Source organism: Methyloceanibacter methanicus (assembly GCF_001723285.1).
Taxonomy (GTDB): domain Bacteria; phylum Pseudomonadota; class Alphaproteobacteria; order Rhizobiales; family Methyloligellaceae; genus Methyloceanibacter; species Methyloceanibacter methanicus.
Genome location: NZ_LPWG01000010.1, coordinates 375,406 through 400,933 on the forward strand (window position 1 = coordinate 375,406; position 25,528 = coordinate 400,933).

Consider the following 25,528-nt stretch of genomic DNA (forward strand, 5'->3'; position numbering starts at 1 on the left):
CAAAACGCGGCTTCACGCCCAACAAGTGATTGCAGGAGGAAACAATTCATGGCGACTGCCACACCAACAGCAACCAGGCGAGGACTTACAGACCCAGAAAGGGCTGCCAAAATCCTCGAAGCGATTCCGGACCACGAGCTCGATTCGCAACGCAAGATGCTTTACTTCGCCGACCGGCGGTGGAAGCGTCTCAGCGAGTATGAAGCTCTGACCCTCTATGCGCAGCCGAATCCAGATTGGATTGCGGGCGGCCTCGATTGGGGGGATTGGACCCAAAAATTCCATGGCGGTCGGCCGTCGTGGGGAAACGAGCTGACAGAGCTTAGGACAACGGATTGGTTTCGCCATCGCGATCCCGCGCGCCGTTGGCATGCGCCCTATGTCAAGGACAAGTCGGAAGAGTGGCGTTACACAACGCGCTTTCTAACAGCCTATTCGGCTGAAGGCGCGGTACGCTCGATCGACCCAGGTTGGCGGGACGAGGTGCTGAACAAGTATTACGGCGCCTTGCTCTATAGCGAATATGCCCAGTTCAACGCGCATTCCTCGGTTGGGCGCGATGTGCTGTCCGATACGATTCGCTCTTCGGCGACATTCGCCGCGCTCGATAAGGTCGATTCCGCCCAGATGATCCAGCTCGAGCGGGTCTTTCTCGCCAAGTGCGTGCCGGGCTTTCCGGAATCGACCGACGGCCCGAAGAAAGTCTGGCTTACGGATCCCATCTATAAGTCAGCGCGCTTGACCGTCGAGGAAATGTGGCAAGGCATCCAGGATTTCAATGAGATCTTGTGGGCCGTGCACGGCGTTTACGATCCGATCTTCGGACAGTTCACTCGGCGCGAATTTTTCAATCGTCTTGCGTCGCATTACGGCGACTCCTTGACACCCTTCTTCATCGATCAAATGCAGACCTATTTCCAGATCAACAAGGCCGCTCTCAGCGATTTGTTCTTCTATTCGCTCGCCGAGGATCCGGAATTCGGGGATCACAATCGGAAATGGTATTGCGCCTGGACCGAGAAGTGGCTGGAGAAGACCGCGGACTCGCTGCACGACTTCCTGGGTATCTATGCAAAGGTCGATAAGGTTCCAGGTGTAAGCGACTCTGCCGGGATCAAGGAAGCCGTTGCCCGTGTCATCAACGATTGGGTCACGGACTACGCCGACAAGATCGGGTTCAAGGTCGATGCCGGCGAGCTCACCGCCAGAATCGTCAGAGACGTCAAGTAGGGGAAATCGAGATGACACAGCATAACGCTTACAACGCTGGGATTATGCAGAAAACCGGCGAGGAGTTCGCCAAGGAATTCTTTGCTGAGGAAAATCAGACCGTCCACGAGTCGAATACGGTCGTTCTTGTGCTCATGAAGAGCGACGAAATTGACGCGATCGTTGAGGACATCATTCTTGGCGAAGAGACAAAGCGAAATCCGACAATCGTTGTCGAAGATCGTGCAGGGTTCTGGTGGATCAAGGCAGACGGCGAGATCATCGTGGACACGGAACTGGCAAGCGACATGCTCGGCAAGCCGTATAACATTTACGACTTCCTCGTGAATGTCTCCTCGACGATTGGCCGTGCGTACACTCTAGGCAACACGTTCACGATCACATCGGAGTTGATGGGTCTGGATCGTAAACTGACCGATATCTGAACGGGTGAATGGGAGGAAATCAAAATGCCCAACTATAAGATTCATCAAAACCCTGTCCGTAACGAATGGCTGGAGAAGATTGCGGCGCTGGAGAATGTCAAAGACGCTACGGCCTTCCTTCAGGACTTCCGCATGAAGTACACCACGCCGCTTCGGACGAGTTACGAACTCGATGTCGACTACCTCTTCATCGAGGCGAAGGCTGAAGAGCGTCTTTCGTTGCTAAAGGTCGCTGCATTCTCAAATGAGGATCTGTTGTCCATGGCGACAACGGGCGAAACGGCCGCGGACGTTGCCCAGGCCTGGATGCCGAAGCTGGAATCGGAAAAGTGCAAGTTCACGGGGGAAAGAATTCATATGGAATTTAGGCAGCTCTACAAGCCGCCGGTTCTTCCCGTGAACGTCTTTCTCAAAATTGATTCCTATCTTGGTAGTCGTCTTATGGAACTTCGCAACAGCAACTACTACGACTGCTCACTTGATGAATTACGTGAACAGCGTGGTGTGAAAGTTCTCATGCTCGGCGACGCCGCCTAAGCGTAGCCCCGAATCTGCGGTGACGCAGATTCGGGGCTATATCGAGATGGGAGTCTGGACCGATGAAAAGGGCGATCTTCGAAGACGATCCCGCGGACGCCAACGATGCGCTCGGGCAATGTGGTGAAAGTCAAGAACCGGGACTTGAGGGGTTCTCCAGTCCCTGCATCGAGATTTTGAATGAAGCCGGCTATCGAGCTTTCGTTCAAGACGTCGAATGCATGTGGCGATGGGAAATTCACAGAGACGGGAAGCTGATCCAAGAGGGCTGTTCCCTGAGTGAGTCGTCCTCCCGCGAAGCTGTTGCTCACGTAATGGCATTTTATCATCGGCAGAACGCGAGCACCGCGTTTGGCTGACATCGCCTTTCCAGGACCGCAGCGCGTTTAGCGGGCCGGTCCGGGCAGTTTGCATAATCCGAATGCGCCGATGAGCGCCAAATGATCGCGCCCTTAGCTGGGCGTGCAGAGGACGTTTGTTATCAAATTTCGAAAGATTGAAGCATGTATAAGATATCCGCGATAACCGACGACGACCTTGAGGTAACCTTTGAGTGTGCTCCCGACGAGGATGTTATTTCCGCGGGCGTCAGAAACAATGTCATTCTTCTCTCATCCTGCCACGAGGGTGGGTGCGCGACGTGCAAAGCCGATTGCCTTGAAGGTGATTTTGAATTGGGGCGATGCAGCACTCAGGCTCTTCCGCCGGAAGAGGAGGAAGCGGATGTCGTGCTCCTCTGTCAGACATTTCCCCGCAGCGATCTTGTTGTTCGACTGCCGTACTCGTTTGAGCGAATTTCGTTCCACGCGGTTCAGACCGACTGGGGTGGCGAGGTCGTCGGAGCGACGCAGATCTCTTCAAACGTTGTCGAACTTCAGGTTGAGGCCAAGGACCCGGAGAACGGGCAGCCCGTCAATATCCCGTTCGTTCCAGGGCAATATATCGACATTGAAATTCCAGGCACAGGGATCAGCCGGTCGTATTCGATGGCTAGTCTTGATGACGATCCGCGGCTGCAATTTTTGATCCGCCTGCTGCCAGACGGAAGGTTCTCGCGATTTCTCACAGACCACGCTGCACCCGGTGTCCCAGTGAAGCTTCGTGGCCCCTTCGGTGGTTTCAATATCCGCGAAAATGGACTGAATAGCCGGTACTTCGTTGCGGGCGGCACTGGGCTGTCGCCGGTGTTGTCAATGATTCGCTACATGAAGCGGGAAGGCCACCCGCAAGCGACAAAGTTGTTCTTCGGTATCACCTTTCAGCATGAGTTGTTCTTTCTCGACGAGTTGAGGCAGCTCGAGGCCGACATGCCGAATTTGAGCGTTCATATATCAGTCGCGAAACCGGACCCCGATTGGGAAGGTGAGGTGGGCACTGCGGTCGACGGGCTGGCCAAGCATCTCGAGGACGCGCAAGGAAGCCCTGATATCTATCTTTGCGGACCGCCGGCAATGATCGATGCGGCCATCGCGGCTGCGGTAACCGCAGGTGTGCCAAAAGAGCAAATTTATCTGGAGAGGTTCCTTGCAAGCGGCACGGCAAAGGAGGACGATAACGATCCCCTGCTGGCGGCTTCGGTTTAGCTGAAGGAGCCAGGCAAGCGTGAGTTTCGTGGTCGACATGGTCAACGGGATCAAGCTGCAGGATTATGACGGGCCCGGATCGGAGACCGGAGGGCTGTTCGGTGTCGATCGCCCCGGAGTGGCCTGGGATTGGATGGTGCAGACCGGCCAATCCCCGGACGGGGTTGATTGGGTACGGCCTCAGGTCGCGGAATCCTGGTTCCGCTGCGTTGCGGATTACGGGCTCGTACCGGGCGCGGAGCAATTGTGGCCACGTAACGCCGCCGATGCCGCAAACGGTGGGCGCGTTGAACATTCAACCAATCGCGATTTGTGGCCGAGCCTCACCACGATAGCGTTCAACTTGCAGCCCCTATTGAGGGACACCAATGTCGGCCTGCTTCTAACCGACGCAACTGGCAAGCTTATTCACGCCATGGAGGCGGGGGCCAATCTTGGTCCAATAGCACGCCGGTTGATGCGCCTAGGCGAGAGTTGGAATGAGCGGATCATTGGAAATAACGGATTGGGTACGGCTGCGGTAATAGGTCAGCCGGTAGCCTTCGATGGGAAGGAGCACTTCTCTTCAGTATTGCATCCGTTTGCGACTGTTGGTCATCCGCTTCACTCTCATGACGGCACGATTGTCGCCTTGCTTGGGTTGATAACAGACAAGCGGCCGGCTGCGCAGACGCTTCTCGGCTTCGTCAGATCGCCGGCCACCTTATTGAAACCAAATTTGTTTGAATGCCAGGCGCCAGGAAGATTTTTGCTTCGGCTTCGAGCCAGAAGAATCAGCATCGGCCCGGCCGGCGAAAATTGTCTGCTCGATGGGCTCTTCTCCCTCGATGAGGCTGGAAAGATTATTGGCGCCACGCGTACAGGGTTGGAGCTACTCGGCTACGAGCGTCATTCGGATATCCTCTTTCAACAGGTGAAGACAATCCTCGGCGTGTCCGTGGACGAGCTGCGGAGCCGCACGTACCGTGGTGAGTTCATCGAGCTTGAGGTTTCGGACGACCGCCGCTTGCACGCTGAATTCGTCGCGCGGAACAATGCATCGAGCACGAATGTGCCGAGCTCTCCGGACACCGCAATGGCAAGAGACATGTGCGGTCACGGAGGCTTCCGCCGGTCAAAGCCGCCGCGGCATCGTGACAGCCGTGAACCATGGCGCGATGCAGTCCTTGAATCGGCGTTGCAGAAAGCTGCAAAGCTGCAGGAACAGAATATCCCAATTCTGATCACGGGCGAGTCAGGCGTGGGGAAGGACCATTTGGTCCGCCTCATTCATGCAAATGGCTCACGCAAGAGCCATCCGCTTGTCCTCGTGAACTGCGCCGCGATTCCCCGTGAGCTCATTTCAAGCGAGCTGTTCGGCTATGCGCCGGGAAGTTTCACGGGCGCGCGCACTGGAGGCAAGCAGGGGAAATTCGTCGAGGCTGACAAGGGGGTTTTGTTCCTCGATGAGATTGGCGACATGGCCCTTGATCTCCAGACCTCTCTTTTATGCGCTCTCGATAGTTCGGAGATCGTGCCTGTCGGTGGTTCGAAGCCGACTGTCGTCGATGTCCAGGTCATAGCGGCAACTAACAGCGATCTCGCAGGTTGCGTTAAGAACGGCGCATTTCGGCGTGATCTCTACTATCGCTTGAACGGCGCGCAATTTTGGTTGCCGCCGTTGCGGGAGCGCCCCGACAAGCTCGATTTGATCCAGCATTTGTGGGAGGTGGAGAATGAGGCTCAGGGCGTCGAGCAAGATAAGACGCTGAGCGCCGAGGTATGGGATATTTTTGAGCGGCATCCGTGGCCTGGCAACATTCGCGAATTGCGGAATGTGTTGCGTTCCTGCATGGCGATGACGTCCGGCAGCGAAACCCAGATTTCGGATCTCCCAGATGATTTCATGCGCGAGATAAACGCCTTCGCGCAAGGTCAGGAAGACAATGAGCCCGGCCAGGTCCACTTGTTCAGGTCACAAGCAACTCAGGAGGCAGAAGCCTTAGAGCTGAAGACCCTGAGCGATTGGGAGGCGCATGCGATTCGCACGGCACTCAAGGAAACGTCTGGGAATATCTCGCAGACGGCGCGAGTGCTGGGCACCACCCGTCCCACGCTTTACCACAAAATGGCACGCCTCGGACTACGAAGATAGGGGCAGCACGGAGCATGAGGGAGAACAACGATGGATGATATCCAACAATTTCTCGCCGAAATGGCGCGCGGTGCCGATGCCACAACGCATCAGTTGGAGCTTCAGGAAACTAAGTTGCGTGAAATGCTGGGCCCGGAGCGGGCCTTGGAACTGGAACTGCTTTGGGCAAAGCAACTCGATCCAGCGGATGAGGAGGAGATCAAGCGTTACATGGACTGGAGGGATAAGGAACTCATCTGGACATGGTCTCGCTTAGAGCGCTCGCGTCAACGGCGAATTGCTGCGGGTCGCACTCATATGATTCGGAGCCAAGAGGATAGTACGTCAGACGGCTTGGATGGTCGTGGCAGACCGTCGAAGCCGCCAGAATGTTGATTGAGGTAGCGCATCAACTCGCCAATCAAGTTTCGAAAATTCTGGAGATGAAACTACGTCGGTGAAGAGAAGCGCGTAAGACGCGGTCCCGTAATACGCCGAACAAAACAGACGTTGCGGGCATACTTTGGGAGGAAATCGTGAAGAAGGTCATTCGCTATGGCGATGCGGCGCGTCATGGAATATTGGGCGGGATCAATCTCTTGGCCGATGCGGTGCAAGTGACATTGGGACCGCGAGGCCGCAATGTTGTCATTGAGCATCGGACTGCCGGTATTCCGCCGATCATTACGAAAGATGGCGTGACGGTCGCGCGATCAATCGACGTGACGGATCGCTTTGCACACACAGGCATAAATCTATTCAAGCAGATCGCTTCGGCAGTCTCGCAGGAATGTGGAGACGGCACGACCACCACCATAGTGCTCGCGCGTTACATCGCACGTAGAGTACTTCAGGCGATGGCATCGGGATTAGATCCAAACGGCCTGATAATGGGCATGGAACTCGCGTGTCAAGCGTCTGTTGATGATCTGCGCCGGCGTGCGAGGGATTGTGGAGACGAGCAATCGATCATTCAAATTGGCACGACCGCGTCGAACGGCGACGTGGAAATTGCTAAACTTCTTGCAAGCTGCATTGATCGAGTTGGAAATGATGGCGTCGTAAGTATCAAGCCTGGTGTTGGGATTGGTGACACTGTTGAATTCCAAGAAGGCGCTCAATGGGAGCAAGGTTGGATGTCGCCCTATTTTTGTACAGATAGCGATCGCCAACTTGCCGAACTCGATGAGCCCTACATTTTACTCTATGACCGCCCGATAAAAGCTTTCGAGGAACTCCTTACAATTCTGGACGAGGTTCGGGCGGTAGGGGGTTCTCTTCTGATTGTTGCAGAAGACGTTGAACACCCTGCCCTAACGGGGCTTCTTCTCAATCACATTCGTTGTGTGCTCAAAGCCGTTGCGGTGAAGCCACCTGCTTATGGCGATCGCAGAAAGGAAACCTTGGCCGATCTTGCTTGTCTACTTGGAGGCCGCGCAATTCTGGAGGAAAACGGCGACACATTGGAGGCAGTTAAGCTGAGCGATCTTGGACGTGCAAAGGGCGTTCAAGTCAGTGAGCACGCGGTTACCGTTTTCGGTGGAGGCGGAGAGCCCTCGGACGTTACGGCGAGGCTCGAAGGTCTGAACGAGGAACTCAGCAGCCATCGTAATGCGGACAAGACCAAAGGCTCCGCCACGGGCCGATTGCATGAGATCGAAGAGCTTGAGGAGCGTATCGCGAATTTATCCAATGTCGCGGCGAGCATCGAAGTCGGGGGCAACACCGACCTCGAAATAAAGGAACGCATGCAGCGCATCGAAAATGCCAAGAGTTCCGTATTCGCTGCACTTGCTGAGGGCGCGGTGCCAGGCGGTGGAGCAGGACTTCTTCGGTGCCGTAAAGCACTGAAGTCGCTGTCCGCTACCGACCTTGCCATTCGTCATGGCATCGAAATCGTATCCGAAGCGGTTGGCGAACCACTGCGTTTGATATCGAAGAATGCAGGAGAGGACCCCTACTTTGTTACGTCGAGAATTTTGACGAGCGAAGATGAAGCCTTCGGATTTGATGCGTTCACGTGCGAATTCGGCGATCTCTTCGAGCTTGGTGTTGTCGATCCCGTGAAGATTGTGTGTCTTGCTTTGCAGAATGCCGTCGCGGCTGCCAGCAGGTTGATGACGACGGAATGCGTCGTCGCAACAGTGCCGGAAGATCTCTGGGCCGGATACTCAGGTGAGTGGGCAGCGGCAACAAGAGAAGATCCACGACACTAATCAGTCCAATGGCACTGATCATAGAGTGCCGCGCGGCATTGATGAACATTGATCGACTATCAAAGGAATAGTGGAATGACTGGAATTGGAGAGAAACGCCCTTCGGTTTCGGTGACCGCAGCGAAGCCCGGCTTCAACAATCGCGAAGCGAGCCTCCCCGGTAAGACGAAGGTCATCTTCTTCTATGCCCATGACCTCGATCGGGCGGACCGATCGCAAGAATGAGGACCTGGGGCTAATGACGCAAACGGATTCCACGCCCTTCTCCGTTGACCAACCCTTAACGGAGGAGTCGCGTCCAGGGGCAGCCTCGCGCGCCGGTATAATTGGCAGCTGCCCCTGGCGCGACTACGAGACGCTTCTGCGCGAGGTGAACCTTAGACCGACGCGTCAGCGCCTGGCTCTAGGGTGGATCTTGTTTTCCAAGGGCGGGCGCACAATCACCGCGGAGATGCTTCACGAGGAGGCGGCCAGGGCCAAGATCCCGGTGTCGCTCGCGACCGTGTACAACACCTTGAACCAGTTCACGGAAGCCGGGCTGCTCCGACAGATCGGCGTGGAAGGCATGAAGTCCTATTTCGACACCGACCCATCCGCCCACGACCACTTTTTCATCGAGGGCGAGAGTTTGTTCATGGACATCCCCGAGGACGGGATCGTTCTCGACAAGCTCCCGGAGCCGCCTGAGGGCTATGCCATCGACCGGGTCGACGTAGTGGTGCGGCTGCGCCGCGAAGAAGACTGAGCGTAAAGCGGTATTTTCAGGCGACGGCTTTGAGGTAGGCGGATGGGCGTCGGCTCTACGAATGGGAGCTGGAGAAGAGCCCAGCCGTCGATCACGCGCCAATCGGCGCGAAGGACATCGCCGGGCTCATGGCCAAGATCTTGGCTTCAGGGCTCGATCTCCGAACTGGTCTCGACCGCCTGGGCTTCGGCCTCGACCTTCCGCGGCTCCGGCAAGCGCATCGGCGCATGCGGGGCAGGCCCCGGAGAGCCGTGAATACCTCAATTTGTGTCCGGGCACCGTTGCATCTGCTAGTCTAAGGGGTCGGTTGCACCGAGGACAGCGGGCCTTTCTCAATCTTCGCAGGGGCAAGGAAGGGTAGGCAGTGGGGACACGGACCGTTATCGGCCTCATGATCGCCGGGCTTTGCCTGGCGCTGGCCGGGCTTTGGTATTGGCAGACCTCGCGCGAGCATACGCTTCTCGTGGCTGCGGGCCAGCGATCCGGTCAAGCCTTTTCGACCATCGAGGCGTTCCGTGAAGTCGTTGCCCGGCATTACCCGGAGATCGAGATCGAGGTGTTCGAGACGCGCGGCTCGCTGCACAACGCAAAGCTGCTCGACGACGGCGCCGTACAGCTTGCGACCGTTCAGGCCGATCAGGCCACCGGGCGCGGGACCCGCATGGTGGCCGCGCTCTACCCCGACACGTTCCAAATCGTCGTCAGGAGCGATAGCGGCATCGACACGGTGTCGGACCTGATCGGGAAGCGGATCGCGTTGCCCCCCGAACAGAGCGGTGAATACGAGGCCTTCTGGTTTCTCGCCAACTACTACGCCTTGACCAACGAGAGTCTGAAGGTCTTCACCGGCACCGAGCGAACGACCAACTGGCTCCTCCTGAATGGGGATGTCGATGCGCTGTTCCGGGTCCGTGCGCCGGGGGATATGTCGATCCTGCGCTTGATCAAGCAGATTGACGGCAAGATCCTGCCCATTCCCCAGGCCGCTGCGCTGCGCCTGCGCCACCCCGCGCTCGAGACGGGCAGCATTCCTCAAGGGTCGTACAACGGCCGTCCCGCCGTTCCGAGCAGCGACGTCGAGACCATCTCCGTCGAGAAGCTGCTGCTTGCGCGCGAGTCCGTGCCTGCGGATGTCGTTGCCAAGCTCACCTCGGTGCTTTTCGAGCACCGGCGCGAGTTGATGGAGATTGTTCCCATCGCCGGCTTGATCACCGCGCCGGACCCAAGCGGCCAGACGCTTGTGCCCGTGCACGCCGGCGTGCGAGCCTTTTGGGACAGGGACAAGCCGTCCTTCCTTCAGCAGAACGCGGAGCCCATCGCGCTCATGGTCTCGATCGCCGTTATCGCGATGTCCGGCTACCTCCAGCTCGTCAACCGGCGCCGCAAGAAGGTCATGGACGGGTTCAACCGTGAACTGATCGACTTGGCGCACGACGCCCGCGGTGCCGCGAACTTCGCCGAGCTCGACGAGTACAACAACAAGCTTGCCGCCTTCGTCGCCCGGGTCGTTCACGCCACCGAGCGCGGCCGTATCAACGCCACGGAGTTCACGCTGTTCAACTTCACCTACGATGCGGTCGAGGATGCCATCAAGGATCGCCAGATCCAGCTGGAGCGTGCCGAGAGACGCCACCCAGGCGACACGCCCGCGCCTGCCGAGGGCTCGCCGCCGGCAGTCACGGCCTAGGCTGGCAGACGATGCAGCGGCGGCTTCTGATACTCCTTCTGATTTTGGGCGTTGGCGCCGGGGTTGCGCTCGCCGTTTGGGCTTTGACGGAGCGCTACGAGCGGAAGCAAGCTCTCGCTAACGCGTTCGATCGCTTGCGTCTCTTCCACGATCTCCGGCGGGCCGCACTCGAGGACTATCTCCGCTCGACGGCGTCGGATGTCCGTGCCGCGAGCGAGAGCCCCCGTGTCGTCGAGGCGATGGAGCGACTCGATGTCGCCTGGGGCCGTTACGGCGCCGACGCGCGGCAAGTCCTGCCGCGTCGTTACGCCAAGGGCAATCCCGCCCCGGCCGGCCGGGAGGCCGAGCCCGCCGATACAGGCGATGACTCCGCCTACGGGCCGTACCACCGGACCTTTGACGATTGGGCCCAGCGCTTCCTCGAACATTTCGGCTATTACGACGCCTTTCTCATCAATCCGCGCGGCGACGTCGTCTACAGCGTGGCCAAGGAGTCCGACTTCGCCACGAGTCTCGAGACCGGCCCTTACCGCGACAGTCCGCTGGCGGAGGTATATCGCCGTGTCATGGCGAATCCGGCGGCCGGCGTCGATTTCTCGGACTTTGCGCGGTACGCGCCGAGCGGCGACGATCCCGCTGCGTTCGCCGGCCACGCCATTCTCGAAAGTGGCGACGTCATCGGCGTGTTCGCCGTGCAGATCCCGGCCGAACCGCTGAACGAACTCATGCACTTCACGGCAGGCATGGGCGGCAGCGGCGAGACCTATCTCGTCGGTGAGGACAGGTTGATGCGGAGTCAGTCGCGCTTCATCGCCGCGCCGACGCTGCTCGAAACGAAGGTCGACAATGCGTCGGTGCGGGAGGGCATCGGCGGAAAGAGCGGCGCGCGCGTGGTGCGCGACTATCGCGGGATCCCCGTGCTCTCGGTCTATGCGCCTGTCGATTTCGGCGGTCAGAAATGGGTCTTGCTCTCCGAGATCGACCAGGCCGAGGTGTGGGAGACTCGGGGCCGATGGCTCGCGATCGCGATGGGCGGGATCGCTGGCCTGATCGTAATCGGTCTTGCCCTGGCTTGGCGGTTAAGACGGCCAACGCGTGACGCAGCCTAGCCCGCTATAGGCCGGCCGCGCGCGATCCGACCCGCTCCGATCGTCAGCCGGCCCGAAGGGGCCCGCGCGCGCGTAGCGGCTGGACCCGGGCCGGAACCGGCGGACACGATCTTGGAAGCGTCACTTGTCCCACGCCGCCGTCGCACCGCTCAGCATCTTGTCGAAGCTTCCATCCGTGGTCAGAGTGGTGATGCCTTTGCCGAACTCGGGCGCCAGCGCACGGCAGGGCGATTTCTTCGAGAAGGCGACGAACATCTCCTCCGTGAGCAAGGCCTGGTCGAGTGGAACAATTTGATCCGTCAGACCGGCCTTGGACACCTCTGCGAGGCCGGGGTGGTATCCGGCAATGACATAGTCGGCATCGCCGGCCAGCAGGGCTTCGAAAGCCGGCTTAAGCCCTTTTGTCCGGGTGACCTGAAGCTTGTCGCGCATGAAGGCATCGAAATCGTTGCCGTAACTTTCGCCTTCGTTCGTCGCGCCCTTTTTGCCGATCAGGTCGTCCTTCCCTTCGAACCGACGCCTTCCCCTTGGCCACGAAGACGGCGACGTCGTCGTACATGAAGGCAGGCTGCACGTAGTCGAGATAGCCGGCGCGTTCGTCGTTGTAGTAGATGCCGAAGATCAGGTCGGCTGTCCCCGCCCGTGCCGCCTCCTGCGCCTCTTCCCATGAGCCCATGGACTTCGATTCCAACGGAATATCGAGCGTCTTCGCGATCGCCGAGACGAGCTCCGGCGCCGCGCCGGCGATTCGATCGCCGTCCTTGAAGGCGATCACCGGATAGGCGGGATGGCCCGTCGCGGTGATCGCGGTGCATTCGTCGGCAGCGAAGGCCGTCCCGTACGACAGGCCGGCGACGGTAACGACAGCGAAGCAGAGCTTTTTCATAAGTGCCATCCTCTAGCGACCCATCTGCGACTTAACGCGGTCGACTTCGGCTTGCGAAATCTTCCCCGCGTGGACAAGCGCCCGGACGCAAGCAGGTGACAGGCTGGGCCCGGCCTTGCGCATGCAAAGATTGAGTGCCGACGACTGCAGTCCGTACTGGCCGCAGAACTTCTTGTAATCGCTGACGCAACTGTTCTGCATCTCCTTGGTGATCGTACCCGCCTGGGCCCACGCCGTTGAGGGACCGGTGGCTACCGCCATGCCGAGCGCTGTCAGCGCTACCAGGAGTTTCGAGTGATGTGGCATTCGAACAAGCCCTCTCTTCTTTCGTCGTCACATTCCACCTGTCGCGAGGGAAGACCCCAAACGATCTCTTACACTCAAGAGACCTATGATGCCTAGAGGGCACCCTCGTCGGTCATCGACATGACCTCGGCGACGACACCGTCTTTGGCAAGGCACTTCCATGGCGCCTTGTTGGGGCCGACGCCGACCATCACGATCGTATTCGCCTCCGACGGGTCCACGCTGAGCGTCGCCACCGTGTTTTGCGTCTCCGCCGCAACGGCCTTGAGGCAAGCCTGCTCGTCCTTGGATGACGAATCGGCTGCGGGCGCCGGAGCGGGGGCCGCTGCAGGAGCGCCGTCCATGGCGCCGGCCCCATCGTCTGCCGGCGCGGGAGCAGCTGTGGGAGCCTGGGCCGCGGGCGGGGCCGCGGGGGCCGGGGCGGCTTGGCTCGCAGAGTCTTCGGTCTTGGCGGCGGGCTCGCTCGCCTTCTGCTCCGAGGAGTCCTCGGAGCATGCGGTCAAGCCGAGGACCAGCGCGAGTGCGATCGTACCGTAGAACGTTCTCATGTCTTTCCGGGCCTCCCTAATGGCACTTCGGATGGGTCTTGATGTCGTTGACCGCGTAGACCTTGTCGTCCGCGTTGGTCAGCTGGATGCACTGCTTGGTGGAGGGATTGTAGTAGATCCCATAGAGCGTCTCGCCCGACGTGATCGTGTCGACGCTCTTGAAGCCTCGCGCGCTCATCGCGTCGATCGCCGCGATCGCGTCCGTTCCCGTAAGGTCCGATACGCTCGCACCGTGGCCTTTGGGCTTGGCCGCGGGCGCCGCGGCTTTCGCCGCCGCACCCGTGATGCTCATGGTGAGGCTGTAATTGGCCACCTCGTTCCGGCGCGCGGCGTTTCTCATCAGATAGACCCGGATCTTGTAAGCGCCGGCCTTCGGAAGCGCGCCTTTGAACTGGTTCCCGCTGGTGGAGCCGACGAACATCGCGGTCTCGTTCTCGCCGGGCGCAAGGATGTTGAAATAGCTGGAAGCGTTATCCGTCGAGAGACCGACGGTCATGTGCTGCCCGTTGCCGGCTTCGAGAACGTAGTCCACGGTCTCGTAGCCCTTGATCTTGCCCTTGACCGTGGCGCTGCTGGCCCCCGCCTTGAAGTGAACGGGCTCGGTGCGGATGTCGTCCTGGGCGTGAGCCGCCGGAATTGCAAGAGCTGCAAGCGCCGCCACGCCGAGCGGCGTCCGGATCAGTGATGAAATCATGGTGAATTTCGATCCCTCATAAGTAGGTAGGTGTGTATATGACGCGTGAAAGGCGACTATTGTTCAAGCCTGAACTGGTTGTACTTGAGACAAATTTCGCGGAGACCGGGTTATGGAATTTGGCTTGGATCGCAGAGGCCTTCTCAAAGGAACGCTGGCGGCGGCGGGAAGCCTGGCTTTTTTTGGGGCGACGGCTGTCGGTGCGCGGGCCCTTGCCCGCCTCAAGCCGGGCGAGTTCCTGTGGACGCCGGAGAAGTCCCCCAGCGGGCCCGTGGCGATCATCGTCTCGCTCCCCGATCAGTTGGTGCACGTCTATCGCGGCGGCGTTCGGATCGGGCTCTCCACCTGCTCCACAGGGAAGAAGGGCCACTCGACGCCGACCGGGGTCTTCACCATTCTCGAGAAGGACAAGCACCATCACTCGAGCACATACAACAACGCGCCCATGCCGAACATGAACCGGCTGACCTGGTCGGGCGTTGCCTTGCACGCGGGCAACCTGCCAGGCTATCCGGCGTCACACGGCTGCGTCCGGCTGCCGCTGAAGTTTTCGGAGAAATTGTTCACGGTGACGCATGTCGCACGCCGGTCATCATCGCCGACGATCACAGCGAGCCGACCGTTGTCACTCATCCTGGACCGATCCTCTCCTCGCTCGCTGCGGACGAGATGCAAACCTCCGTTGCAGAGTAGAAGAAGTCCCTCCCGCCGCAGCAGCGCCACGAAGACATGCAGCACGCGGTGTCTCCTATTGATCAGCCGGAAGGACCGCGAGCTTTACGTCCTCAAGGACGGGAACGTCGTGGCGAAAGGCCCGATCGAAATCGACCGGCCCGGTGATCCTTTCGGATCGTACGTCTTCGTCTTGGTGGCGCCTCATGAGAGCGGACGTTCGGCGACCTGGCATGCCATCCGTCATACGTCCGGACCCAGCGCTTCCGCCGAAGAGCTGATTGGGCGCGTTCAATCCGGTCAGAAGCTTGCTCAGCAGGTTGCGGGGTTGATGCATCCCGGCTTGGTCCTCGTGATGACCGATGCGCCACTGCACTCGACCACCCGGACCGAGCGCGGATTCGTCGTCATGACACACGGCTAGACGTGGCGGGCGACGGCGCGCGGCGGATTCCGTTGCCGAAGCTGTGTTCCTCGCCTAGCGGCGGTTGAGGAAACGGCAGAGAGCCCATAGAAGGGCGGCATTCAGCCCCATCGCGGCTGCGAGGAGAGCGATGTTCAAGGCGACGGATTGAAATCCTCCAAGCACTGCAAACCCATAGCTCCAAGGCGTGCCGAGGAGCATCGCCGGGACGGCAGACAAGGGATCGGGCTCGATCCAGCCCGCGGCGCTCAATGGAATCGCGGCAAGCGCCAGAAGCGAAACGGCGATATAGAGCGCGACGAAAGCGTGACAGAGTCGCATGGAGCGGTCTTTTCCAGTCTGGTGCGCCTACGTGACCCCGAATAGTATAGGCGCTGCCACAAGCTTGGGGGGAAGAGAGATGCATCTCACCGGTCTTCTTGTTCAAAGCGTTGCCGGCGTACGCAGCACCATGACGAGCGAATAGGTGGGCCGGTCGAGCCGCGGCTCGCGACCCGGGACGGCACACTGTGACACCGAGCACGAAGCCAGAACCGGACCCACAGCAGCAGAGCAGCGCCTCGGGGGGCGAACTAATCGAGCGGTTCGCGCCCCTGGGTCTGGTGCTCGCCGTATTGTTCGTTGGCCTGCTAACGCTGTACCCGTTCTTACCGGCCATCCTGTGGGGCATCGTTCTCGGAATTGCGGTGGCGCCCTTGCACAATCGGCTCTTGGGCCGTCTCGGAAATCGGAGAGCACTCGCCGCCGTTCTCACCGGGTTTGGACTGGTTCTGTGTTTTGTCGTGCCCGCGCTCGGCATCGCGACGGCACTCGCATCGTTCCTGCCCTCGGCCTTGAACTGGGTCGAACGGGTGGCGCTTGCGGGCCTCGGCAAACCTCCGGACCCCATCCTCAAATTGCCCATTGTCGGAGAGTCGGCCGCCGAGCTTTGGCGATCGCTTGGGACGGACCTTTCCTCCCTCGCCACGCATTTCGGCGATGAGATCAAGGCCATCCTCGTGTGGTTCGCCTATGAGTCCGAAATCCTCGGTATCTTCGTATTCGAGTTCGCGATCGGCGTGATCCTGGCCGCGCTTCTTGTCTACAATTTCGACCGGGTCAGCGAGCTCTCGCACAAGTTCTTCGATCGCCTTGGTGGAACCTTCGCTCGAAGGATGGCGGTGCTGTCGGTGCAAACCACGCGCCAAACGGTCATCGGCGTCCTTGGCGCGGCCCTCGTGCAAACCCTGTTCGCGACGTTCTCCTACGTGGTTGCGGGTGTGCCGGGCTGGATCATCTGGGCCGGCATTGTCTTTGTCCTGTCGCTGATTCAGGTCGGTCCTGCCTTGGTCTTCATTCCGATGTCGATTTGGTTTTGGGCGCAGGGCCAGCCGGGAATGGCGATCTTCATCTTCCTTTGGGGCGTGGTTGGCGTCGCTCTCGTCGACTACGTCGTGCGGCCGCTGCTGGTCAGCAAGGGCACGCACTTCCCTGCCATATTGGCCTTCCTCGGCGCCATGGGCGGGTTGATCGAATGGGGATTGGTCGGCGTCTTCCTTGGGCCCGTCGTCGTCGCCGTGTGCTACGAAATGATCCTCAAATGGATCGAACCCGATACGCTTCCCCGTTGATGTGCAAGCGCGGCCCAAGCCTGAACGGGGCTGAAGGCCGCCTGACGAGGCTGTTCACCCAACGGCGGCGCATCCGCTGAGGGTTGGATGCGGACCCGGCCGTTGTTCAGACATCGTCCGCCGGGTCACGATCGAAGACTTTTCGTCCGGTGAACATGGCCGAAACGAGTCCTCCGCCTTCTCGTAGCTCGGTCGTGACGACCCCGGCGATATGGATGACGATCAAGACCAGAAGCGCATAAAAGCTCCAATAATGCGCGGTGATGAAGGGCGTGCGAAACGCGCGCATCGCATCCCAGGATGCGGCGTCGATTCCGGTGTCGTTGTAGGGCACGAGCGTCGAAGGATCGACGCCTGGCGCGGCGACCCAACTGGCGATCCAGTATCCGAACGGCGGATAGTAGATGTCCGTCCCGGCAAGAACGAGGCCCGTAACGGCCTGCACGACGAGAAAGAGCACGAGCAGGGAGACCATCAGGCGTGCGACGGGGTTGTGACCGAGATAAGGGCGTTCATCGCCTCGGGCCAGTCCACGGAGATAGGCTGCAAGCGACGTTCCATAGCCGCGCAGGAAGGGCAGCATGCCGGACCACCGAGCGTGCCGGTTGCCGAGGAAAGCCCAGACGATGCGCCAGCCCAGGTTCAGGGCGAAGACGTAGCCGAACCAGACATGCACTGTCTTCAACAGAAGCTTGCCGTCGTCCGTGACGCCGAGCGCCTTGCCGTAAAGGATCGCCGTACCAAGGGCGATCAAGGCAACAACACAGACAAAGTTGATCCAATGGAACCAGCGGGTTGGTCGGTCCCATACGGCATAGGATTGTAAGCTCATCGTCGTCATTCAGCCTTCTCTTGGTGGCGCCCACATGCCCAGTTCACGCCAAATGCGAGAGGCTAGATGTTCGGTCCGGACTCTTGCATTGATCAACGTCAACAGGCCTCAGGTTCAAACCGGGCACTGTGCAACCTGTCCGGTTCGGACCGACAAGGAGCTGATCGGCCAGCACTATTGGTCTCACCAGACACCGTGATGCGCGCTCAAGCAAGTGGGGGCGCGTCCACGGAAAGTGGCCCCATCGACAATGCCCGGGCCGGGGCCCATATCCTATTATCGAGGTTGTCGGCGCTCTCGCCGTACGCTCGCGACAGGGCGGTTCTATCGGAGAGCGGTCGCTGAGGAAGAATACGGCGTAACGGTTTTGAGCCTGCGCCGCGTCATCAGGAACGGAGCCATGAAGAGTCCCAATCTATTGTTTGTCATCGCCGACGGCGGTCGCGCACGCTTCGTCGAGCGCGATTCCGAAGGCCGGTTCAGAACCGCGTCGAGCTTTCTGTCGTCGAGCCTGCACAAGCAGGGCCGCGACCTGACCTCGGATCGGCCGGGCCGGGTCTCGAAAGCGCCGATTCCAGCCGGCACGGCGTTGAGCCGCGACAGGATCCGCGTGAGAGCGAGAAGGCGAACTTCGTGGAGCTGGTCGTGGACGAGATCGGCCGCGCGCATGCGGCCAGATCGTTCGATCAGTTTGTCCTGGTGGCGCCGCCAAAGGTCGTAGGCGAGATTCGCCGCGTCGTTCCGGACGCGCTGAAAGCGGTCCTCAAATGCACCGTGCAGAAGGATTTGACCAACACACCAGATCACGACCTCGCGGCGCATTTGTCGCCGGAGGCGCTGCGCGATGCGTCGTGAATTGCGCGCACGCGGCGGTCAGGCGGGCTTGCGCGCGGTTGTCACGACGAAACAGTTCTGCCAGCTCCAAAATTCGGGGTTGTCGAACAACGCAAGCGCCTCGTTCCAAAGCGTCGGCGTGATCAGGCCCAAGGCCAGGATCGGCTCGCGCAATTCCGCGAAGGTCAACGTCCAGTAGCGGGCGGAGGCCGAACCGCCCTGGAACATGATCGTCTCGCCGTGGACATCGATATCGGCCATGCCGATCTTGCTTAACGTCGGCGCCACGCGCCGGCCGACAAAGTAGTCGATCCCGCAATTGGCCGCCCAGGCGAGGAAACCGCGCCAGAAGTCGCGGACGGCGGGACTGTCGGTATCCAGCACCGGATGGAAATCCGGCTCCTCGAGCAGAATAAAGCCCCCCGGTTTGACCGCGGCCGCCAGCCGCGCCATCACGTCGAGCCGCTCGGGGATATGATGCAGGATGGCCCGCGCACAGACGAGGTCGTAGGCGTCTCCCAAAGGGTCTTTGACCACATCGAGCTGCCTTATATCGAGGTTCGGCCGGGCCAGCCGGTCGAGAAATCGCGTGTCGATATCGGCCGCCGTGACGTGACCCGTCGGCCCGACCCGATCGGCGAGCCATTGCGAGATCGTGCCGTTGCCGGCACCCACTTCGAGGCACTTCCAGCCCGCGCCGAGCCCAAGTTGCGAGATCCGAAACCGCGTGTAGGGATCGAGCATTTTCGACATCAGCATGAGACGATCGTCTTCGAGCGGATCGGAATGCGGCAGAATGTAATCGGTCATGGACATGCCCCTCGGATGCACGGGACGAGCAATGCGCGGTGGCGCCGGTCCGGGCACCGAAGCCACGTGAATTCTCGCCTCGAAGCCTCTCTTACGTCTCAATTGGCCGTTCTAGGTCAGACAATCCCAAGTTGGGGCCCCGATTTTGGTGGCCCTTGGCGTTGCCATTGGCAACAAACGGGCCACTGGGCATCGCACCCTCGCTCGTGCTCTAATAGCTTGATGGGGGGCGCGATTCTCGGATCAGCGTCGGCCGCTGTCCTCGGCGGTCAAATTTGGGGGGAAATTGCGATGTCGGCCATTCAGCCTAGTTCAAGGCCCGGGAGCCTTTTCGCCTAATGTCGGCTGGGTTTGGTCTTGAGAAGATCGGATTGGTCGCACTGCGCTTCCCGCGCGCCACGCTGCTGCTGGTTGCCTTGATCACGCTGCCGCTCGCCTATGCCGCGACGAAGGTGGGGTTCTCAAGCGACATCCGCGAGATCTTCCGGTCCGGAACGGAAGATTACGCCAGATTCCAACAGGTCGAGGAGCAATACCCCGACAGCGGCCAAGACGTCCTGCTGCTCATCCGTTCCGAAAATCTTTTCACGGTCGAGAATCTGGAACGGCTGCGCGACCTTCATCTGGAATTGAGCTTTGCCGCGGGCGTACGGGACGTCGTGTCGATGTTCTCGGCGCGCCACCCGCCCGACGAAAAGGGCGGAGCGGAACCGCTCCTTCCCGTCAAGCTCACGCAGAAAGACCTGCCGAAAGTGCGGGAGGCGATCCTGTATCATCCGCTGGTTGCGGGCAAATTGCTGTCGCCCGATGCGACAACCACGCTGTTCGTCATCGCCATGGATCCGTTCCCGGATATCGACGATCTGCGGGTCGTGGCGGATGAATTGCGGGACGTCACGAAAAGCATGCTCGAAGGGACCGACATGACGGTCCAGTATTCAGGTCTTTCGTTCCTCCGCCTCGAGATCGTTTCGTCGCTCATGGCCGACCAGATGACGTTCATCACGGTCGGCTTCCTGATCGTGCTGCTCATCTCCTGGCTGTTCTTTCACAGCCTCACCTATGTCTGCATCGCGGCGCTCCCCGCCGTCATCGCGGTGACGTGGCTGGGCGGCGTCACGGGACTGCGGGGAACCGAGGTCGACGTCATGAGCGGCGTCGTGCCCGCGCTCGTTCTCGTGCTTGTGGTCGCAAGCTCGCTGCATCTGCTGTTCAGGTCCGGCGCGAGCTCGGCCAGGGCGCAGACGTCCACGACGCCATTTCGCGGTCCGTTCGCGAAATCGGGCCCGCTTGCGTGCTCGCGTCCCTGACGACGGCGATCGCGCTGTTTTCGCTGACCCTCGTCCCACTCAAGATCGTAGCGGGCTTCGGTCTGACCGCGGCGATCGGCACCGCGATCGCCTATCTCGTCACCATTACGGTGGTGCCGTCTCTGGCCTATGTGCTGCTCAGCCGGGTTCAGTCGAAAAAGACGCTGGGGCGCAAGGTCGATTTTGCCTTCGGGGCGGCGAGCCGCTGTTGCCACCGGCTGGGGCATTTCACCTTGGCCCGGCCACGCACGGTCCTCGCCTGCGGCCTTTCCCTCGCGCTGATTGCCGGCATGCTCTACGTCTCGATCAGTCCGCGCTATCAGTATCGGGAGTATCTGCCCGAGCGCAGTCCGGCGCACCTCACCATGAATGCGATCGACGATCGGCTCGCAGGGACCGAGACGCTGCTGGTTCACCTTCAGTGGCCCCGGAGCGCGCGGATCGATACGCCCGAGAGCGCCGAACTGGTCAGGAAGGTCGATGCGCTCGTCGCGGCGCTGCCTTTGGTCCGCAGCGTGACCTCCCTCTACAGCATCCAAAGCTGGGCCTCGGCCGGTCAACTCACCCAGGACAAATTCTTCGACCTTCTCCAGCAAGCCAAGACGCCGCTCGTCGAGCGGATCCTGTCCATCGACCACAATTCAACCCTCGTCACGGGCTATTTCCCCGGGACCGACGCCGCCGATCTTCTCCCCGTTGTGCAGCAGTTGGAGCGTGCGCTCGGTCCGTTGCGCGCCGCGAACCCTGACGTCGTCTTCACGGTGACGAGCCTTTCGGTTCTGTCCGCGAAGGCCAGCTATGAAATGATCGAACAACTCAACCGGAGCCTTCTCCTGGCGATTGCCCTCAACATCATGCTTGTCGGCTTGGTCTTCCGGTCGGTTCGCGCGGGGCTCTACTGTATCTTGCCCAACCTTCTCCCAATCGTGGTCGTGGGCGGCTTTCTCTATCTCTCGGGGCTCGGCCTCCAATTCACCAGCGTCGTGGCCTTTACGATCGGATTCGGTATCGCCGTCGACAATACGATCCACATCCTGAACTACTATGGCCTGATGCGGTCCCATGGCCGGGACGTGACCACCGCCCTCGAAGAGACAATAACGACGATCGGTCCGGTTCTGGCGGTCGGAACCATCGTGCTGATCTCCGGATTTGCCGCAACGCTCCTCAGTCAGTTGCCTAACTTACGTCTTTTCGGTGAGGTAGCCATCTTGCTCCTTGGCACAGCCCTGTTAGCGAACCTGCTGATACTCCCCGCAACGATTGCAATCCTGGAAGGTCGTCCGCTAAAGAAGGGTGGGTCGCGTCAGTGAAGGCGGGGCGGGGGTCGCCCCGTCGTGCCTTGCGGGCATTCAGTGGAGGTCATTAATGTATGCGATGGTAAACCGGTTGGGGCGCGGGTGTTCGATGGGGCAAGGTCACGATGCGGGACGGCTGGCCGGACTCGCTCTGCTTGGTCTCGCACTGCTGGCGCCGCTGGTAACGTTCGCGCCTACCACGGCCATGTCCGCAACCGCCCTCGCGGGGGAATGGAGCGGAGAGGGCACGGTTACGAAAACCGAAGGTCCGACAGAGAAGGTGCGCTGCCGCGTCAGTTACAGGCAGGAAAGTGCCAAGATTTTCGGTGTCGTGGCGCAATGTGCGTCGACATCTAACAAGATGAAACAGACCGGGGAACTCCTCGAAGTCCGTCCCGGCGTCTATACGGGCGAGTTTAAGCTCATGGAATACGATGTCAGCGGGCGAGTCCGTGTTGTCATTGACGGCGAAGACAGCGAGACCCAGACGGTGACCTTCAAGAGCCGGAAGGGTGAGGGCGAGGTCATCCTCAAGCGGCGCTGAGCCCACACAGGCCTATGAGCTTCATCGAAGTCCGCGACCGTCCATCAACGGTCCTTCCGAGATCATGACGCACCGCGGCTTAGGGCCCCTTTGGCCCTGACCTTGGCCTGCCAGATCTGCGTGTCGCCCAAAATGAACAGCACGTCGTTCTTGGGGCCGCCGAACGTGAAATTGGCGACGCGGGGGGCGAAAATCTCACCCAGGAGATCGCCCTGCGGCGAAAAGACCTGCACGCCCGTCGCCGACGACGTATAGACCCGCCCCTTCGTATCCAGCTTGATGCCGTCGGGGCAGCCGGGCGACACCGTGGCGAAGTGCCGGTCACCCCTGACGTGCCGGCCCTTGTGCACGTCGAAGGCGCGGATGTGGTGCGGAAGGTCCACGAAATAGGTGCCGGGCGCCTGGTTGGCGCCGGTGTCGGTGATGTACAGCACGCGCTCGTCGGGTGAGAAGGCGAGCCCGTTCGGCTTATTGAACGAATCCGCGACCACCGCCGTCTGGCCGGTCGCCGGGTCGTGGCGGTACACAAAAGCGCCGAGTTTGGCGGACGCTTTGAAACCTTGGAGCTCGCCGTAATTGGGATCGGTGAACCACACGGTTCCGTCCGACTTCTCGATGACGTCGTTTGGCGAGTTGAGCGGAAGCCCGCGCCATTGATCGACCACGGTCTCCAGTGCGCGGGTCTTGAGGTTCATGCGGCTGATCCGCGCTTTTTGGTCCAGCGTGCCTTGCTCGCAGATCAAGAGCCGCCCCTTGCGGTCGAGATACATGCCGTTCGCCATGTTCGACGGCTGGCGCACGATGTCGAGTTCTCCGGCCTCGAAGGGGAACCGGTCGCCCTTCAGGGCGAGGCGCATGATCGCGGTGTTCTTGGGACCGGGCTCGGGCACGGTCGTGAAGTAGAGGGCATGTTCGGCGGCCACGTAGACCGGCCCTTCGTGGGCGTTGGTCTCGATCAGAACGGGGCGCTGAAAGTTCTTGCCGAGGACCTTCCGGAAATCGTCGCTGACGATGGCGAAAGTGCTGCGGTCGTCCTTGCTGTCGTCTTTGGCGGCGTCGTCGGACATGTAAGACCTCCGGTTGAGCCATGCGAAAGAGACTATCGCATCCCGCTATAACAGCGGTTCCACAATCTTGCTGACCCCGAGGCCAAGCGCGCGTTGACCCTCGGGGTCCAGATGAACGCCATCGGCGGCGCTGACCTTCACGATCTCGCTCGCGTCGAAAAAGCCGATGCCGAATTTGGCGGCGATGGTCCGGAAAGCGGCGCTCAGCCCCCGGGAGGTGCCTTGCCCGCCCGAATACAGCAGCGCCATTTCGGAGCTCAGCGAACCGAGAGTCGGTGGCGCCACCAAGACCAGACTCGGCGCCGTGCGCCCGGGCCCGGTCTGGCTCGCGGAGACCGCGCGGACCATCGCCGCGCTGTTCATGGCGATCCGGCCCGCGCTCAGCCCGTAGCAGGGCGCGCTGTCATTGGTGCCCAACATGATCACCACCACGTCGAGGGGTGCATGGGCTTCCAGAAGCGGCGGCAGCATCGCCATGCCGTTGCGATAGGGGCGAGCGGGGTCGTCCGTCGCGATCGTTCTGCCGTTCAGGCCTTCCTCGATCACCCGGGCGCGTCCCTGCAGGGCGGCTTCGAGGACGCGGGGCCAGCGGTCCTCCGGCGGAAATCGCGTTCCGTCCTCGGGGTTGTAGCCCCAGGTCAGGGAGTCGCCGAAGCATAGGATGGATTTCGTCACGCGCTCTCTCCTCGGTCCCTTGGTGCCGCACGAGGCGGCTTCGGTCGGTTCATCGTCACGGTGCGGCCGGCGCGACGCGCCAAATGGTATTACCCACGTCGTCGGCCACGAGCAGCGCCCCTGTCCGGTCTTCGGCCACCCCGACGGGCCGTCCGTAGGCTTTGCCGTCCTCGCTGAGAAAGCCGGTCAGGATGTCTTCCGGCTTTCCGGACGGCACACCGTTTTCGAACGGCACGAAGACGACCTTGTAGCCGCTGGGCGGGCTCCGGTTCCAGGACCCGTGCTGCCCGATAAAGGCGCCGCCCCGATAGCGTTCCGGGAACAAGGCGCCGCCGTAGAAGGCGAGGCCGAGCGAAGCCGTATGAGGTCCGAGGGCGTAGTCGGGCACGATGGCCGTCTTCACGAGGTCGGGTCGCGGCGGTTGCACACGCGTGTCCACGTGATCCCCGTAATAGCTGTAGGGCCATCCGTAGAAGCCGTTCTGCGCGACCGAGGTCATATAGTCGGGGACGAGATCGCTGCCGAGTTCGTCCCGTTCGTTGACCGTGGTCCAGAGTTTTCCGCTGTCCGGATGCAACGCGAGCCCGACAGGATTGCGCAGGCCGGAGGCGAAGAGGCGCGAGGCGCCGCTCGCAAGGTCGATCTCGTGGATCGCGGCCCGCCCTTCTTCGTGCTCGAAGCCGCGCTCGCCGATATTGCTGTTGGAGCCCACCGAGGCATAGAGCGTCGTGCCGTCGCGGCTGGCAAGGATGTTCTTGACCCAGTGGATATTGACCGGGCCTGCCGGCAGGCCGACGACCGGTTCGCCTTGTCCGGTAATCTGCGTGGCCCCGTCCGTGTACGGAAACCGGACGATGCCGTCCGTATTGGCCACGTAGAAGCTGGTCCCCACCAGCGCCATGCCGTAGGGCGAGTTGAGACCAGAAAGGAATTCCGTGCGGGTCTCGGCCACGCCGTCTCCGTCCGCATCGCGCAGAAGCGTGATTCGATTGGGGCTCGCAACGCCGGCGCCGGCCCACCACATGCCGAGCTTCATGGCCCAACCCATCGGCCCGTCCGCCAGGCCGGGCTGCGGCGGCGCCGCTGTCTCCGCGACAAGGACGTCGCCATTGGGCAGCACGTAAATCATCCGGGGGTGGTCGAGGCCGGTGGCAAAGGCATTCACGGCCAGCCCGTCCGCGGCCCTCGGGGCCGCGCCGTCCGGCCAACCCGTGGCTTCGGCGATCACGACGGTCGGAAAGGTGGTCCGGACCGGCGCGGGCAGGACCGGGTCGGGTCGGTCCCGCCTCGACCGGGAGGGTGGCCTCCTCGCCGCAGCCGGCCAGGGTCAGGCAGACCAGAACGGCAATCGATCCTGCAAGGAGGCGGCTATG

Annotated in this window: 29 protein-coding genes; 18 read left to right on the forward strand and 11 right to left on the reverse strand. The window is 60.9% G+C overall.

What is annotated here, in order from left to right:
- Positions 1-48 precede the first annotated feature (48 nt).
- The 12 genes from mmoY to AUC68_RS06810 all read left to right on the forward strand — a co-directional run bounded on the left by mmoY (position 49) and on the right by AUC68_RS06810 (position 11,645).
- Positions 49-1,230 (forward strand): aromatic/alkene monooxygenase hydroxylase subunit beta, encoded by a 1,182-nt coding sequence (mmoY, locus tag AUC68_RS06760; protein ID WP_069436907.1) that lies wholly within the window; start codon positions 49-51, stop codon positions 1,228-1,230.
- A gap of 11 nt (positions 1,231-1,241) precedes the next feature.
- Positions 1,242-1,655, forward strand: coding sequence for a methane monooxygenase regulator MmoB (gene mmoB, locus AUC68_RS06765; RefSeq protein ID WP_069436908.1), 414 nt, complete (start codon positions 1,242-1,244; stop codon positions 1,653-1,655).
- 24 nt (positions 1,656-1,679) lie between these two features.
- The gene (mmoZ, locus tag AUC68_RS06770; protein ID WP_069436909.1) at positions 1,680-2,192 is read left to right on the forward strand and encodes an aromatic/alkene monooxygenase hydroxylase subunit gamma; all 513 of its coding nucleotides are present in this window, start codon (positions 1,680-1,682) and stop codon (positions 2,190-2,192) included.
- 62 nt (positions 2,193-2,254) lie between these two features.
- Complete coding sequence (gene mmoD, locus AUC68_RS06775) at positions 2,255-2,551, forward strand: soluble methane monooxygenase-binding protein MmoD (protein WP_069436910.1); 297 nt, start codon at positions 2,255-2,257, stop codon at positions 2,549-2,551.
- Positions 2,552-2,695: 144 nt separating this feature from the next.
- Complete coding sequence (gene mmoC / locus AUC68_RS06780; protein WP_069436911.1) at positions 2,696-3,775, forward strand: aromatic/alkene monooxygenase hydroxylase FAD-binding subunit MmoC; 1,080 nt, start codon at positions 2,696-2,698, stop codon at positions 3,773-3,775.
- Positions 3,776-3,794: 19 nt separating this feature from the next.
- Positions 3,795-5,909, forward strand: coding sequence for a sigma-54-dependent Fis family transcriptional regulator (locus AUC68_RS06785; protein ID WP_069436912.1), 2,115 nt, complete (start codon positions 3,795-3,797; stop codon positions 5,907-5,909).
- Between the two features lie 30 nt (positions 5,910-5,939).
- Positions 5,940-6,284: a hypothetical protein gene (locus tag AUC68_RS06790; protein WP_069436913.1), complete on the forward strand. Its 345-nt coding sequence runs from the start codon at positions 5,940-5,942 to the stop codon at positions 6,282-6,284.
- A 140-nt stretch (positions 6,285-6,424) separates the two neighbouring features.
- Entirely contained in the window at positions 6,425-8,104 is a 1,680-nt protein-coding gene (locus AUC68_RS06795; protein WP_069436914.1) for an Hsp60 family chaperonin, read from the forward strand.
- Between the two features lie 75 nt (positions 8,105-8,179).
- Entirely contained in the window at positions 8,180-8,329 is a 150-nt protein-coding gene (locus tag AUC68_RS16730; RefSeq protein ID WP_158008255.1) for a hypothetical protein, read from the forward strand.
- A 13-nt stretch (positions 8,330-8,342) separates the two neighbouring features.
- On the forward strand, positions 8,343-8,849 hold the full coding sequence (gene irrA / locus AUC68_RS06800) for an iron response transcriptional regulator IrrA (RefSeq protein WP_083240492.1): 507 nt from the start codon (positions 8,343-8,345) through the stop codon (positions 8,847-8,849).
- 364 nt (positions 8,850-9,213) lie between these two features.
- Positions 9,214-10,536 (forward strand): TAXI family TRAP transporter solute-binding subunit, encoded by a 1,323-nt coding sequence (locus tag AUC68_RS06805; RefSeq protein ID WP_141701129.1) that lies wholly within the window; start codon positions 9,214-9,216, stop codon positions 10,534-10,536.
- 11 nt (positions 10,537-10,547) lie between these two features.
- Positions 10,548-11,645: a cache domain-containing protein gene (locus AUC68_RS06810; RefSeq protein ID WP_069436916.1), complete on the forward strand. Its 1,098-nt coding sequence runs from the start codon at positions 10,548-10,550 to the stop codon at positions 11,643-11,645.
- 120 nt (positions 11,646-11,765) lie between these two features.
- On the opposite strand, the gene AUC68_RS18635 is transcribed toward AUC68_RS06810, so the two are convergent.
- From AUC68_RS18635 to AUC68_RS16950, 5 genes are all read right to left on the reverse strand, one after another.
- Positions 11,766-12,077, reverse strand: coding sequence for a type 2 periplasmic-binding domain-containing protein (locus AUC68_RS18635; RefSeq protein ID WP_069436917.1), 312 nt, complete (start codon positions 12,075-12,077; stop codon positions 11,766-11,768).
- Positions 12,037-12,531, reverse strand: a complete 495-nt coding sequence (locus tag AUC68_RS18640; RefSeq protein ID WP_069436918.1) for a substrate-binding periplasmic protein — start codon at positions 12,529-12,531, stop codon at positions 12,037-12,039. Before AUC68_RS18640 ends, AUC68_RS18635 begins: the two co-directional genes overlap by 41 nt.
- 12 nt (positions 12,532-12,543) lie before the next feature.
- Complete coding sequence (locus AUC68_RS06825) at positions 12,544-12,837, reverse strand: hypothetical protein (protein WP_069436919.1); 294 nt, start codon at positions 12,835-12,837, stop codon at positions 12,544-12,546.
- 92 nt (positions 12,838-12,929) lie between these two features.
- The gene (locus AUC68_RS16945) at positions 12,930-13,385 is read right to left on the reverse strand and encodes a hypothetical protein (protein WP_069436920.1); all 456 of its coding nucleotides are present in this window, start codon (positions 13,383-13,385) and stop codon (positions 12,930-12,932) included.
- 16 nt (positions 13,386-13,401) lie between these two features.
- Complete coding sequence (locus AUC68_RS16950) at positions 13,402-14,079, reverse strand: hypothetical protein (RefSeq protein ID WP_069436921.1); 678 nt, start codon at positions 14,077-14,079, stop codon at positions 13,402-13,404.
- 124 nt (positions 14,080-14,203) lie between these two features.
- Here AUC68_RS16950 and AUC68_RS06840 point away from each other — a divergent pair, with 124 nt between their 5' ends.
- A complete protein-coding gene (locus AUC68_RS06840) occupies positions 14,204-15,175 on the forward strand; it encodes a L,D-transpeptidase family protein (protein WP_244500418.1) in 972 nt (323 codons plus the stop codon).
- Positions 15,176-15,229: 54 nt separating this feature from the next.
- On the opposite strand, the gene AUC68_RS06845 is transcribed toward AUC68_RS06840, so the two are convergent.
- Positions 15,230-15,496, reverse strand: a complete 267-nt coding sequence (locus AUC68_RS06845; RefSeq protein ID WP_069436922.1) for a hypothetical protein — start codon at positions 15,494-15,496, stop codon at positions 15,230-15,232.
- A gap of 188 nt (positions 15,497-15,684) precedes the next feature.
- Between AUC68_RS06845 and AUC68_RS06850 the strand changes: the two genes are divergently transcribed.
- On the forward strand, positions 15,685-16,785 hold the full coding sequence (locus AUC68_RS06850) for an AI-2E family transporter (protein WP_083240494.1): 1,101 nt from the start codon (positions 15,685-15,687) through the stop codon (positions 16,783-16,785).
- Between the two features lie 106 nt (positions 16,786-16,891).
- Here AUC68_RS06850 and AUC68_RS06855 read toward each other — a convergent pair whose 3' ends face one another.
- Entirely contained in the window at positions 16,892-17,626 is a 735-nt protein-coding gene (locus tag AUC68_RS06855) for a cytochrome b/b6 domain-containing protein (protein ID WP_069436924.1), read from the reverse strand.
- A 408-nt stretch (positions 17,627-18,034) separates the two neighbouring features.
- Here AUC68_RS06855 and AUC68_RS16740 point away from each other — a divergent pair, with 408 nt between their 5' ends.
- The gene (locus AUC68_RS16740) at positions 18,035-18,472 is read left to right on the forward strand and encodes a host attachment protein (protein ID WP_244500429.1); all 438 of its coding nucleotides are present in this window, start codon (positions 18,035-18,037) and stop codon (positions 18,470-18,472) included.
- Between the two features lie 18 nt (positions 18,473-18,490).
- Here the strand turns inward: AUC68_RS16740 and AUC68_RS06865 are convergent, their stop codons facing one another.
- Positions 18,491-19,261 carry a class I SAM-dependent methyltransferase gene (locus tag AUC68_RS06865; RefSeq protein ID WP_158008257.1) on the reverse strand — a complete coding sequence of 257 codons (771 nt, stop codon included), beginning with the start codon at positions 19,259-19,261 and terminating at the stop codon, positions 18,491-18,493.
- A 371-nt stretch (positions 19,262-19,632) separates the two neighbouring features.
- On the opposite strand from AUC68_RS06865, the gene AUC68_RS17630 reads away from it, so the two are divergent.
- The 3 genes from AUC68_RS17630 to AUC68_RS06880 are packed head-to-tail and all read left to right on the forward strand — an operon-like array spanning position 19,633 to position 22,413.
- Positions 19,633-20,571 (forward strand): MMPL family transporter, encoded by a 939-nt coding sequence (locus AUC68_RS17630; protein ID WP_158008258.1) that lies wholly within the window; start codon positions 19,633-19,635, stop codon positions 20,569-20,571.
- Complete coding sequence (locus AUC68_RS17635) at positions 20,520-21,884, forward strand: efflux RND transporter permease subunit (protein WP_280138537.1); 1,365 nt, start codon at positions 20,520-20,522, stop codon at positions 21,882-21,884. Before AUC68_RS17630 ends, AUC68_RS17635 begins: the two co-directional genes overlap by 52 nt.
- Before the next feature lie 55 nt (positions 21,885-21,939).
- A complete protein-coding gene (locus tag AUC68_RS06880) occupies positions 21,940-22,413 on the forward strand; it encodes a hypothetical protein (RefSeq protein WP_069436929.1) in 474 nt (157 codons plus the stop codon).
- 62 nt (positions 22,414-22,475) lie between these two features.
- Here the strand turns inward: AUC68_RS06880 and AUC68_RS06885 are convergent, their stop codons facing one another.
- From AUC68_RS06885 to AUC68_RS06895, 3 genes are read right to left on the reverse strand one after another with little or no spacing between them, the layout of a single operon-like run.
- Positions 22,476-23,480 carry an SMP-30/gluconolactonase/LRE family protein gene (locus AUC68_RS06885; RefSeq protein WP_083240497.1) on the reverse strand — a complete coding sequence of 335 codons (1,005 nt, stop codon included), beginning with the start codon at positions 23,478-23,480 and terminating at the stop codon, positions 22,476-22,478.
- A 45-nt stretch (positions 23,481-23,525) separates the two neighbouring features.
- Positions 23,526-24,155 carry an SGNH/GDSL hydrolase family protein gene (locus AUC68_RS06890; RefSeq protein ID WP_069436930.1) on the reverse strand — a complete coding sequence of 210 codons (630 nt, stop codon included), beginning with the start codon at positions 24,153-24,155 and terminating at the stop codon, positions 23,526-23,528.
- 55 nt (positions 24,156-24,210) lie between these two features.
- A complete protein-coding gene (locus tag AUC68_RS06895) occupies positions 24,211-25,383 on the reverse strand; it encodes a PQQ-dependent sugar dehydrogenase (RefSeq protein WP_342027462.1) in 1,173 nt (390 codons plus the stop codon).
- Positions 25,384-25,528: the final 145 nt, after the last annotated feature.